12 protein-coding genes and 2 tRNA genes are annotated in these 11,896 nt (G+C 66.3%); 11 read left to right on the top strand and 3 right to left on the bottom strand.

The features are described from left to right. Window positions 1-370 precede the first annotated feature (370 nt). The 5 genes from OXK16_11455 to OXK16_11435 all read left to right on the top strand — a co-directional run bounded on the left by OXK16_11455 (window position 371) and on the right by OXK16_11435 (window position 4,256). Complete coding sequence (locus OXK16_11455; GenBank protein ID MDE0376559.1) at window positions 371-1,231, top strand: hypothetical protein; 861 nt, start codon at window positions 371-373, stop codon at window positions 1,229-1,231. A 53-nt stretch (window positions 1,232-1,284) separates the two neighbouring features. Next, window positions 1,285-1,359: transfer RNA gene (locus tag OXK16_11450), tRNA-Gln, on the top strand. 17 nt (window positions 1,360-1,376) lie between these two features. After that, the gene (gene glmU / locus OXK16_11445; GenBank protein MDE0376558.1) at window positions 1,377-2,756 is read left to right on the top strand and encodes a bifunctional UDP-N-acetylglucosamine diphosphorylase/glucosamine-1-phosphate N-acetyltransferase GlmU; all 1,380 of its coding nucleotides are present in this window, start codon (window positions 1,377-1,379) and stop codon (window positions 2,754-2,756) included. Between the two features lie 114 nt (window positions 2,757-2,870). Continuing rightward, window positions 2,871-3,842 (top strand): ribose-phosphate diphosphokinase, encoded by a 972-nt coding sequence (locus tag OXK16_11440; GenBank protein MDE0376557.1) that lies wholly within the window; start codon window positions 2,871-2,873, stop codon window positions 3,840-3,842. Then, window positions 3,843-4,256 (top strand): YjbQ family protein, encoded by a 414-nt coding sequence (locus OXK16_11435; GenBank protein ID MDE0376556.1) that lies wholly within the window; start codon window positions 3,843-3,845, stop codon window positions 4,254-4,256. It abuts the gene before it with no gap. Here OXK16_11435 and OXK16_11430 read toward each other — a convergent pair. Then, window positions 4,237-5,037 carry a LysM peptidoglycan-binding domain-containing protein gene (locus OXK16_11430; protein ID MDE0376555.1) on the bottom strand — a complete coding sequence of 267 codons (801 nt, stop codon included), beginning with the start codon at window positions 5,035-5,037 and terminating at the stop codon, window positions 4,237-4,239. The genes OXK16_11435 and OXK16_11430 overlap by 20 nt on opposite strands. A gap of 301 nt (window positions 5,038-5,338) precedes the next feature. Between OXK16_11430 and OXK16_11425 the strand changes: the two genes are divergently transcribed. Beyond that, the gene (locus OXK16_11425; GenBank protein ID MDE0376554.1) at window positions 5,339-5,602 is read left to right on the top strand and encodes a WhiB family transcriptional regulator; all 264 of its coding nucleotides are present in this window, start codon (window positions 5,339-5,341) and stop codon (window positions 5,600-5,602) included. Window positions 5,603-5,637: 35 nt separating this feature from the next. Here OXK16_11425 and OXK16_11420 read toward each other — a convergent pair whose 3' ends face one another. After that, window positions 5,638-5,862, bottom strand: coding sequence for a DUF3107 domain-containing protein (locus OXK16_11420; protein MDE0376553.1), 225 nt, complete (start codon window positions 5,860-5,862; stop codon window positions 5,638-5,640). Window positions 5,863-5,903: 41 nt separating this feature from the next. Beyond that, window positions 5,904-6,698 carry a Ku protein gene (locus tag OXK16_11415; protein ID MDE0376552.1) on the bottom strand — a complete coding sequence of 265 codons (795 nt, stop codon included), beginning with the start codon at window positions 6,696-6,698 and terminating at the stop codon, window positions 5,904-5,906. Between the two features lie 375 nt (window positions 6,699-7,073). Here OXK16_11415 and OXK16_11410 point away from each other — a divergent pair. From OXK16_11410 to OXK16_11390, 5 genes are all read left to right on the top strand, one after another. Continuing rightward, window positions 7,074-7,145, top strand: a tRNA-Arg gene (locus tag OXK16_11410). Between the two features lie 143 nt (window positions 7,146-7,288). Beyond that, window positions 7,289-8,608 carry a diaminopimelate decarboxylase gene (gene lysA, locus OXK16_11405; protein MDE0376551.1) on the top strand — a complete coding sequence of 440 codons (1,320 nt, stop codon included), beginning with the start codon at window positions 7,289-7,291 and terminating at the stop codon, window positions 8,606-8,608. Window positions 8,609-8,632: 24 nt separating this feature from the next. Beyond that, window positions 8,633-9,916, top strand: a complete 1,284-nt coding sequence (locus OXK16_11400; protein ID MDE0376550.1) for a homoserine dehydrogenase — start codon at window positions 8,633-8,635, stop codon at window positions 9,914-9,916. After that, window positions 9,917-11,284 carry a threonine synthase gene (gene thrC, locus OXK16_11395; protein MDE0376549.1) on the top strand — a complete coding sequence of 456 codons (1,368 nt, stop codon included), beginning with the start codon at window positions 9,917-9,919 and terminating at the stop codon, window positions 11,282-11,284. A gap of 311 nt (window positions 11,285-11,595) precedes the next feature. Further along, window positions 11,596-11,896, top strand: a 301-nt coding sequence (locus tag OXK16_11390) for a hypothetical protein (GenBank protein ID MDE0376548.1), incomplete at its 3' end; no start/stop codon positions are given.

The raw sequence follows: 11,896 nt of genomic DNA, 5'->3' as shown, positions 1-11,896 counted from the left end.
CGACGCCATATCACACCGCCATTCCGCACACAGACCACTGTGGTTGTCTGCGAAACAGCCTGGCGTGCTCTGGTGGTCATCGGTGTCCCGTCGCTGTGTTCCGCTTCCTTGACGTGCCGCTGCGGGTACGCCTTCGTCAGCGGGCCTGGCGAGGAACGCCGCTGCCGACGCCATATCACACCGCCGTTCCGCACACAGACCACTGTGGTTGTCTGCGAAACAGCCTGGCGTGCTCTGGTGGTCATCGGTGTCCCGTCGCTGTGTTCCGCTTCCTTGACGTGCCGCTGCGGGTACGCCTTCGTCAGCGGGCCTGGCGAGGAACGCCGCTGCCGACGCCATATCACACCGCCGTTCCGCACACAGACCACTGATGCTCAGAGCCCTGGCGCCTGCCAAGCTCAATCTGTCGCTCCATGTGCGGAGCGTGGATTCCTCGGGGCTCCACCCAGTGCGGGGGCTCACCCTCTCGATCAGCCGGAACGACATCCTGGTCATGGAGCCGGCCGAGTCGGATCACCTGGAGATCCACGGGGCCGACCTCCCTACCGGTGACGAGAACCTGGTGTGGAAGGCGGTGTCCGCGCTCCGGAGGGGCCAGACCGATCCTCCACCGGCGAGGTTCGAGCTGTGGAAGCGGATCCCGGTGGCCGCCGGTTTGGCGGGGGGAAGCTCGGACGCGGCGGCCGCTCTGCTTCTCTACGGCAACTTGACCGGAAGGGACCGGGCCCACCTCACGCGGCCGGCGGTGAAGATAGGCGCCGACGTTAGCTTCTGCCTGCGGGGCGGCCTCCGGTGGATCGGAGGTTACGGTGAGCAGATCGGCGACCGGCTGGATCGGGATCGTGACTTCGTCCTGGTTGTTGCGGTACCACCCTTCATGCTCGAGACCGCTCGGGTGTACTCGGCCTGGGATCGCTTGGGTGAGCCGAAGGGCCGGACCGTGGCCGGGACAGCCATCCCTCCCGGCCTCCGGCGCCACGGCCTGCTGGTCAATGATCTCTACCCGGCCGCGACCTCGATCGAGCCGGACCTGGACGACTGGAGGGTCGAACTGGAGAGCCGCTGGGACCGTCCGGTGCTCATGTCGGGGAGCGGACCCTCCCTCTATGCCTTCTTCGCCGACCGGGCCGAGGCCGAGGAAGGGCTGGAACTGGTCCCCGAGGAAGCCAGAGACGCTTTTGTGGCCTTGTCCCAGGACCACGGAGCGCTCCTGGTTGAGGACCGATCATGACGGACCACTAGACTCGCCAGGCGTTGCGCCCAACGCCGGGAGCCCCGACGCCGTGGGGGGTAGTGTAAATGGCAGCACAGCGGGTTTTGGTCCCGCTAGTACGGGTTCGACTCCTGTCCCCCCAGCCAGACAGAGGAGTAGCGACGTGGCCATAAGGGCGGTGGTGCTGGGGGCAGGCGAGGGCTCCCGGATGAAGTCGATCCTCCCCAAGGTGATCCATCCTGTGGCGGGGCGGCCGATGATCGAATGGGTCCTCAACGCCACCGCATCCCTGGACCCGGTCCAGACCGTGGTGGTGGTCAAGCCGGATGCCGACCAGGTGGTGGCGATGCTGCCCGATGGGGCCACACCCGTGGTGCAGCCCAAACAGCTGGGCACCGCACACGCCCTGCAATACGCTCTCGAGGTCACTCCGCTGGGTGCCGAAGACCATGTGCTGGTGGTACCCGCCGACACGCCGCTCATCACCGGCGACACGCTGGCCGAGATGGCCAAGCTCCATCGGCGGACCGGAGCGGCCGTTACCTGCATGACCGCCAACATGGAGGACCCGACCGGCTACGGGCGGGTGGTGCGGGACGGCTGGGGCCGGGTGGAGAGGATCGTGGAGCATGCCGACACCACCACCCACGAGCGGGAGATCAACGAGATCAACGGTGGTGTCTACATGTTCGACGGATCCTTGATACGGGACTTCGTGGCCCGGGTGGAGCGCGACAACGTCCAGGGTGAGTACTACCTGCCCGACATGGTGGCCATCCTCGGAGCGGAGGGTTACGGGATCAGCGCCTACCGGACCGATGCCGAGGAGTTGTCCGGTGTCAACACCCAGGATCAGCTCGCCGGTGTCGCAGCGATCTTCCGGCACCGGATCAACAGGGCTTGGATGCGGGATGGCGTTTGGATGCAGGACCCCGGCCGGGTCTATATCGACGCCTCCGTGCGCCTCGAGGCGGGAGTACGGATCCTTCCGGGGGTGCATCTGGAAGGATCGACCTCGGTGGCGGGAGGCGCCGAGCTCGGGCCCGACTGCTTCATCAGGGACAGCCGGATCGGCTCCGGCGCGAGGATCTGGTACTCCGTGCTCAGGGACGTATCGGTGGGGGTGGACGCCGAGGTCGGTCCCTTCGCCTCGTTGAGGCCAGGAGCGGAGTTGGGCGACGGCGCCAAGGCAGGCACCTTCGTGGAGGTCAAGAACTCCGTGGTCGGCGCCCGCGCCAAGGTTCCACACCTCTCGTACGTTGGGGACGCAGAGGTCGGCGAGGAGGCCAACGTGGGCGCAGGGACCATCACCGCCAACTACGACGGATACGACAAGCACCGCACCCGTATCGGAAGCCGGGCGCAGATCGGCTCCAATACCGTTCTGGTGGCGCCGGTCGAGGTGGGATCCGAGGCGTACACGGGCGCCGGCTCGGCCATCACCCGCGATGTTCCCGATGGCGCTCTCGGTGTGGAGAGGGCTTCCCAGCGAGAGATTCCGGGCTATGCGGAACGGCGGAAAGCTCGCCACGAGGCCGAGTAGGCGGATGCTGGAGAAGACCGGGATGGACTTCCATTGTTGACCCGCGATCCCTGGGCCAGAGCCCCGTCGCCGGCCAATAGGCCAACGGGACATTTTTCAGTACCCTCCTAGGACATGGAGCTCGTAACCCGCAAGCGCTTCATGCTGTTCACCGGATCGGCCAACCCCGAGCTGGCCGAAGCCGTGGCGGACGACCTGGGCGTGAGGCTCGGCAAGGTCCAGCTGTCACGCTTCGCCAACACTGAGGTGTATACCCGGCCGTCCGAGTCGGTACGCGGGGTGGACTGCTTCGTGATCCAGAGCCACGCACCGGAGATCAACTTCCACATCATGGAGCAGTTGATCCTGATCGATGCCCTCAAGAGGGCGTCAGCGCACCGTATCACCGCGGTGGTGCCGTTCTTCGGGTATGCCAGGGCCGACAAGAAGGTCATGCCGCGGGAACCCATCTCGGCCCGGCTGATGAGTGACCTCTTCCTGGCCGCCGGAGCCGACCGGATCGTGTCGATCGATCTGCATACCGGCCAGATCCAGGGCTTCTTCCCCAAGCCGTTCGACCATCTGACGGCGCTCCCGATCGTCACCGACTATCTCAAGGAACGCCTGGACGGTCCCACCACCGTGGTCTCCCCCGACGCCGGTGGAGTCAAGCGGGCCGAGAAGTACGCCCGCTACCTGGGGGCGTACGTGGCCTTCGTCCACAAGCGGCGCGAGTTCGATGTCCACAACGAGTCGAAGGCCCTGACCGTGGTGGGTGCGGTGCGGGGCCGCAACGCGGTGATCGTGGACGACATGATCGATACCGGCGGTACCGTGGAGAATGCGGCCCGGTTACTGCGCGAACAGGGCGCCCGGAAGGTCTACGTGGCGGCCACACACCCGGTGTTGTCGCATCCCGCCCTCGACAGGCTGAAGAAGGCTCCGATCGATGAGGTCGTGGTCACCGATACGCTTCCGATCAGCAAGGAAGCGCGGGACTTCGACAAGCTGACCAGGTTGTCGATTGCTCCGGTGCTGGCAGAGGCCTTGCAGGCGATCTTCATGGACAGTTCGGTGTCTGCCATATTCCTCGGCGACAACAACTGAATGGCCCTCCATACCGAGGTCTTCCGGGTGAGGACCGGTGCCGAACCGGCCGTCGTCGATATCGGCTACCGGCTGGCCACGTTCGTGCAGGGCCATGGCGATGGCCTGCTGTCGGTGTTCGTGCCCCATTCCACCGCCGGGCTGGCCGTCATGGAGGTGGGCGCCGGGTCCGATAGGGATCTTCTCCGGTACCTAGGGGATGGAATGTCCCCGGATCGCTACCGCTGGGAACACCGGCATGGTGCTCCTGGTCATGGCGCCGATCACATCATTCCCGCCTTCATTTCGCCCAGCCTGGTGCTTCCCGTCCGGGGCGGTGCTCTGACTCTGGGCACGTGGCAAACCGTCGTGCTGGTGGACACCAACGTCGGCAATCCGGTACGGGACGTGAGGCTCAGCTTCCTGGCTGCCTGAGCACCCCCGCTCGCGTACCGAGGTCGGGGAGGACGATTCGCTCGCCCGGAAAGATCAGGTTGGGGTCCCCGGACCCGATCACGTCCCGGTTGGCTTCGATCACTTGTCTCCAGAGCGGGGCGATCTCCTCCGCGCTTGCCGCCCGACCCAGGTGTGCGGCCAGGTAGCCGGCGGTGATCGACCACAGGTGGTCGCCCCGTTGCACGGTGTAGGTAACCGATGCCTCCCCGTGATCCTGAAGCCAATCGACCGCTCCGCCGGCGAGGTAAGGGACCGGCACCATCACTCCGCCGGTATCCGGAGGCGATCTCAGGGGACGGTCATGGTCGGGACTCGTGGCCGCCATGGGGATCGGGACCGTGGCAGTGTCGATGGTGTCTCCCGGATGCGCGGCTGTTACGACATGGGGAACCGGAGGGGCATGGGCCGCACCCACCGGCGCCGAGATCGACAAGCTGCCGACCGCGAGCACCAGCGCCGCGGCGCGGCGGGACAGATGGCGGATGGGAGCGATCGTGATCCACCGGGTGGCCCTCACCGCAACCGGAATACGTGTCACGTAGGCGAGGACGGAGAGGGCGGTGGTAAGGCCGACCCATGCCGTGATCCCGGCTGCGAGGAGCCAGACCGCGCCGTAGACTGCCTCCTCCGGCTCGGCGGTGAGGATCCGGTCCGGCGGGGGAAGCCATGGTGACTCCCTCAAGCGGAGCAGCAGCAGGGTGCTGCCGGCGACTCCGGAGACGACGGCGGCCAGTTGGATGAGCGTACGTGTGGATCTCATGAAGTAATACGTATCGCGCCATGCCGGGGCTTTCAAGACCCTTGATCAGGGTGAAAGAATTTCGAGATCGAGAAAAGTTTGTGAAGGAAATCACTTGCGGGCCGGCGAGCGGCCTGGTTAGTCTTCTATCGCAAGTCGGCTCGCCGGCTCTTAATTTGGCCCGTGCTTGTGAAATGCTTCACAAGCGAGGTCGAACCCCAAGACTCCAGGTGTACGGCGCTGCGCGTGGACACCGCCCGGACGGAGGGATGAGCCGAGATCCGACGGCTTCGCGACTAGAAGGTGTAAGACCGTGTTGACAATTACCGAGCCGGACTGGCGTGAGATAGCCGCATGCCGGGACTCCGAGCCGAGCCTGTTCTTCCCCATCGGCACGACGGGGTTGGCCATCGAGCAGATCCAGGAAGCCAAGGGCATCTGCTCCCTCTGCTTGGTGACGGATGAGTGTTTGCAGTACGCGCTCCAGACCAACCAGGAGGCCGGGGTCTGGGGAGGTTATGCGGAGGATGAGCGGCGCCGGCTCCGTAAGCGCTGGATGGCCGAGCGGCGCCGGGCGGCTAGCTGAACCCGAAGCGGACCGGCCACTAGTGGTCTGGCCGTCTACTGCCGACCGAATCCCACTGCCTTATCCGGGGACTCCACCAACTCGATGAAGGCGATGCGGTCTAACGGAACTCCTATGTCGTCGCCCTTGGCGTCCTGGAACCAGAGGATGGATACTCCGTCGTTGTAGGCGCCCTCGAGCCGGCTGACGATCTCGTCCCGGCTTCCTACCTCCACTTCGATCTCACGCCCGGTGTCCGCGATTCCGATACGTGCTCTCACCCGAACCTCCTAGCGGTCATCGGTGTCCGGTCACTGCGAGATCAACCGGCCTTGCGGTGGGCAGTCTGCTCCCTGGTCGCCTCGACGGAGGCCTTCAGGGCTTCGAGCAGGTCTACCACCCGAGTGGGTTCCGGGGTCTCCGAGGCGACGATTTCCTTGCCCTCGATCTTCTGGCGCACCAGTTCTTCGATCTTCTCGCGGGTGGTGTCCGTCCAATGATCGGGCTCGAAGTCCGTGGCGAGGTTCTCGATCAGCATCTTGGCCATGGCCAACTCGCTCTCCGGAGGTTCCACCTCCGTCTCGAGACTCCCGAAATCGGCGGCGCGGATCTCGTCCGGCCAATACATGGTCTCCAGCACGAGCAGATCGTTCTGCGGCCTGATAGCCGCCAGGTGCTGGCGGGACCTTATGGCCACCGTGGCGATCCCGACCCGGTCGGTCTCGGCGAGCGCGGTCCGGAGTAGGCGGTAGGCCTTCTCTCCGGTGGGGCCGGGTTCCAGGTAGTAGGAGGTGCGGTAGTAGACGGGGTCGATCTGGAGCGCGTCGACGAAGGCCGCCACATCGACGATGCGGGGACCGCCCTGGTAGGCCGCTCCGGCGATCTCCTCGTCGGTCAGGACGACGTACCGGCCCTTCTCGAACTCGTACCCGCGCACGATCTCCTCGCGAGGGACCTCTCGACCGTCGGCATCGGCAACCTTGCGATACCTGATCGGGCTGTGGTCCTGCTGGCGAAGCTGCCGGAACTTGGGCCGCCGGCTGGTCGTGGCCGGGTACAGGCGAACGGGGATGGTGACCAGGCCGAACGATACGGCGCCACTCCAGATGGGTCGCATGTCAGGAGTCTAGGGGCGTGCCGGGAAAACCCCGGAAACAGGCGTTCGCCGAAGGTGCCTTGCTGCCGGACCAGATGTCCTACCGACAGGCGAGCCCGTGACCCCCTTCGGAGCACCCCTAGGGGATGCCGGTACGAGAAAGGGGAGGGACCCGGCCCGCACCCGGGCCGCCCCCTGTGGACAAAGCGCGGACGGCTGTTCTATACTCCATCGACCCACCAACGGCAGGAAACCACCTGCCATCCGGCCGGGGCGCCGCGTTCTCTCCCCCTAGAACCGCGCCCCGGCCTTCCAAATTCCGGCGCCGGCCAAGCCCGGCCTCGTCCGCCCGATCCCGGCGTACTGGTAGGCTTCGCTGCCCGCATTCGAGCGCCAGCCCTCGTAGCTCAGGGGATAGAGCACCGGCCTCCGGAGCCGGGTGCGCAGGTTCGAATCCTGCCGAGGGCGCCTAGCTAGTCTGTAGTCAGTAGTCGGCAATTAGCGTTACTCAGTTTGTGACAACCGGCTGGAAACCAGCGACTATCAGCTAGCAACTACCAGCTAGGAACTAATCATCTAGTCTGGTGCGGCCCATTCCCAGAAGGTTCGCTATGGCGCTGCGCGATGTGCTTCCCTTGACCTGGACCCTACGGAACGACCGAGCTTCGATCGGTGGTGTCCGGCTGCGCGCGATCGCAGAACACTTCGGAACACCTGCGTACGTGTTCGACATGGCCCATCTCGAGGCGCGCCTAGATGAATTCACGAGCGCCTTCGACGGGATCGGTGTGCCCGTGTATGCCACCAAGGCCTTCATCTGCCCTGCCCTGGCCGAGATGGTCTCGTCACGGGGCTGGTGGGCGGACGTGGTGTCGGTCGGAGAGACCGCCATCGCCCGGCGAGGAGGGATTCCGGCCTCCCGCATCCTCCTTCACGGCAATCTGAAATCCGAGGCCGAGATCGACCTGGCGGCCTCGGGACAGGTGGGCATCACGGTCATCGACAGCCTGGACGAGATCGACCGGCTGGCCCGGGCCGCCCGGGCGGCGGGTCGTACCGTGGACGTGATGATCAGGCTCAACGAGGCGGTCGACCTGGTCACCAACCGGAAAGTCCTCACCACGGGCGATCACGCCAAGTTCGGGTTGTCGCCGGACGCGACCGACCAGGCCATAGCCAGGGTGGCCGCCACCGAAACCCTCCGGCTACGAGGGCTGCATCTCCATGCCGGGAGCCACATAACCGACCCGGAACTGTATGCCCGGATCCTGGAACGTCTGGCGGCGGTCGTGGCACGGAACCGGTCGGCCTTCACCACCACGCCGGTCATTCTCGACGTGGGAGGCGGCATGGCCTCGCCATACCTACGCGCCGATCCGAAGATCAGCCCGGCCGAGGTGGCCGCCGCCTTGCGGCGAGCCCTCGGGTCGCCGGAGATCGTGGAGCGGATAGGGCCGGTCGAGGTCATGGTGGAGCCGGGCCGGGCGCTGGTGGCCAACGCCGCGGTGCTGCTCTACACGGTCGGGGTTCGCAAGCCGTTGCCGGGCGGTGGCGAGATGCTGGCCCTTGACGGCGGCCTCACCGACAACCCGAGACCGGCCCTGTACGACTCCAGGTACGAGTTGTTGGCCGATGGCCGGCTTGACCAGCCGGCGGACCATCCCTTCCGGGTGTTCGGCCGGATGTGCGAGACAGACGTGATGCTCGAGGAGGTCCTGCTACCGGCGACCATGGCCCCCGGTGATCTGGTCGCCATGCCCGCGGCGGGCGCCTACACCTTCGCCATGTCGTCCCGCTACAACGTGTTGCCCCGCCCGCCCGTCCTGTTCGTCAAGGACGGCGAGGTGCGGGAGGTGGTGCGCCGGGAGACACTCGAGGAGGTCTTGGCGGGTCAAAGAACATTGAACGAGACCGAACCGTTGGTCGTTTAGCGTGGATGGGAGCAGAGTATGAGCATGCAGATCGGTGTCGGATTCCTGGGCGCCGGCACGGTCGGGAGCGTTCTCGTCCGCCGGCTCATCTACGAGTCGGATGCGATCGCTGCCAAGACGGGTCTTGACCTGGTGGTACGCGGGATCGCGGTCCGGGACCTCGCCAAGGATCGAGGGATCGCGATCCCTCCCGGGTTGCTGACCGACCGCCCGAGCGAGGTGGTGGACGACCCCACGGTCCAGATCGTGATCGAGGTCATGGGCGGTCTGGACCCGGCGGGGGACCTGGTGCTGCGGGCTCTCGAATCCGGAAAAGCGGTCGTGACGGCCAACAAGGAGCTGATGGCGTCACGGGGACGGGAATTGCTGGCGGCCGCCGAGTCCTCCGGGGTGTCTCTCCTCTTCGAAGCCGCGGTGGGGGGTGGCATCCCGATCATCCGGCCACTCTCCGAGTCACTGGCCGGCGAGAGGATCACCTCGGTGCTCGGAATCGTGAACGGAACCACCAACTACATCCTGACCCGCATGGTGGAGGAGGGAATCGCCTACGAGGAAGTGCTGGCCGAGGCGCAGGAGTTGGGCTATGCGGAGGCCGATCCCACCGCCGACGTGGGCGGCGGCGACGCGGCCTCGAAGGCCGCCATCCTGGCGAGCCTGGCCTTCGGGACCTGGGTGGACGGCTCGCAGGTCACCAGGGAGGGCATCGAGGACCTCAGCACCGAGGACTTCGTGTTCGCCCGGCGGCTCGGCTACATCCCCAAACTCCTGGCGATCGCCGAGTATTCCGAAGACAGCATCGCGGTTCGCGTCCATCCCACGCTCGTGCCGCTGGATCATCCCCTCGCCTCGGTCCGGGGAGCCACCAACGCCATTTACGTCTCCGGACCTTCGATAGGCGAGCTGTTGTTCACCGGTCCCGGAGCAGGGGGAGAGCCGACCGCGACAGCTCTGCTCGGCGATGTGATCATGTCGGCCCGGGAACGCTTGGCCGGGACACAGGTCAAGTCCAGGATTCGATTCGGAACGGGTCGCCTCCGGGACGTGGCGGACTTCTCGACCAAGTGGCTGATCCGGACTACCGTGGCGGACCGCCCCGGCGTGCTGGCCCAGATAGCGGCGGTGTTCGGCCGTCATGAAGTGTCGATCAAGTCGGTCTGGCAGGATGGCCGCGGCGACGAGGCCTCCCTCCTGCTGGTGACGCACGAGTCTCCAGAGGGCGACCTGCAACTGGCGGTATCGGAGCTGGCCGGGCTCGAAGTCGTGTCCTACGTGGATTCGGTCATGCGGGTCTACAACGACGAGTCCTGAGTGTCGGTCCGGCTGGTCTCGACGCGAGGTGGCCCGGCGGTCGACATGCCGGCCGCCGTCCTCGCCGGGCTGGCGCCCGACGGAGGTCTGTACGTTCCCGAAGAGTGGCCTCGGCTCGATCCCGCCGGTCTGGACGCCGGCTCCGGCTTCACGGCGGTGGCCACCGCGGTCCTCGGTCTGTTCACATCCGACCTGCTGCCCGCCCCCCGGCTGGAACGGCTGGTAGGGGAGGCGTTCGCCCGCTTCGACCACCCCGAGGTGGCGCCCCTGGTGGAACTCGGTCAGGACCTCTACCTGATGGAGTTGTTCTGGGGCCCCACCCTTGCCTTCAAGGACTTCGCTCTCCAGGTCCTCGGCCGGCTGGTCGACGTGGCGCTGGGCGAGCGCGGCGGCAACGCAATGATCCTCGGCGCCACGTCCGGCGACACCGGCTCGGCGGCCATGGAGGCGTTTCGGGATCGCGAGCGGGTGGACGTGGTGATCCTGTTTCCCGAGGGGCGGACCACCGAGGTGCAGCGCCGGCAGATGACCACCATCGACGCTTCCAATGTCCACGCAGTGGCCGTCGAGGGGACCTTCGATGACTGCCAGGACCTGGTCAAGGCCGTGTTCGCCGATCCCCGAGCGCGTGACGACCTGTCATTGTCCACGGCCAACTCGATCAACTTCGGCCGGCTGATCACGCAGGTCGCCTACTACTACTGGGCCGTCGCCCGGCTGGGTGGGCCGGTCTCGTTCGCCGTTCCGAGCGGCAACTTCGGCAATGTCTACTCGGGCTACGCGGCCACCCGCATGGGCCTTCCGGTGCGGCGCCTGATCGTGGGGAGCAATGCCAACAACGTGCTTGACGGCTTTTTCCGGGAAGGCCGGCTGGATCTGGGTACGGTGATCCCGACCCTGAGCCCGTCGATGGACATCCAGGTCCCGTCCAATCTGGAGCGTCTCCTGTTCGACCTGTTCGGGAGGGACGGGGAGAGGCTGGTGTCGGCCATGACCCGTCTGCGCGAGGAGGGCTCCCTGGCGGTTACGGGTGGTGGGGATGACCTCTTCTCATCGAGGTGGTACGACGACGAGGATACGATGGCGACGATGCGTGAGGTCTACCGGTCCTCGGGCAGGATCGTGGATCCGCATTCGGCGGTCGGTATAGCGGCAGCCCGGGACGCGGCGCCGGACGGCCCGGTGGTCTGCCTGGCGACCGCCCACCCGGCCAAGTTCGCCGACGCGGTCGAGAGTGCTCTCGGCCGGCCGTCACCCGTTCCTGCAGCACTCGAGGGCATCCACGACCGCCCCGAGCGGGTCACCCGGATCCCGAGGAATCTGGCCGCCATCCACCGGTTGCTCAGGGAGAGGAGCCGCTTCGCCTAGGAGTGCTCCGAGCCTCTCGTTGCTGAGGTGCTAAACCGTCTCGACTCAGCGAGGCCATAGCCGGTTACCGACGTCCTCTCCCATAGCGGCCCACCCCCATTGGTGGCTTCGGCTTGGGGCCCCTGGGAAGGCCACAGCTACGCTGCTCCTCGGAGGGCGAGCGTGGCGGCGTGCAGTTCGCAAGGTACATTCTTTTCCCGCGCTGGTGACGGGCGTACTCGGCGCGCGACAAGCCTGCGGCGCCGGCCCAGGATGGTGGGTTGTGCGACTGCCTCACCAACGAGCACTTCTCCGATGTGGATACGAATCCGTTGAGGCTGCGCGACTTCGTGGGGTTGGCTGCCTTGTTGGCGCTCGCAGCGGCCGCGTGTGGCTCCGAGGAGGCAGCCGTGCCGGCGTCGGTTGCCCAGGCCGATGCAACGACTACCACGTTTGCGGCGGTTGAGGAGGTCTCTCCTACCGCTGGGGTGGTGGAGGTTGCGGAGGTCGGGACGGAGGTTGTTGAGGGGGAGGCGCCTGCTACTACTGAGGTTGTGGAGGTGGTTGTTGAGGAGGCTTCTCCTACCGCTGGGGTGGTGGAGGTTGCGGAGGTCGGGACGGAGGTTGTTGAGG

The sequence above is a fragment of the bacterium genome (assembly GCA_028821235.1).
GTDB lineage: Bacteria > Actinomycetota > Acidimicrobiia > Spongiisociales > Spongiisociaceae > Spongiisocius.
Note: the sequence above shows the minus strand (reverse complement) of the source record. Positions and strands in the feature narration are given on the sequence as shown.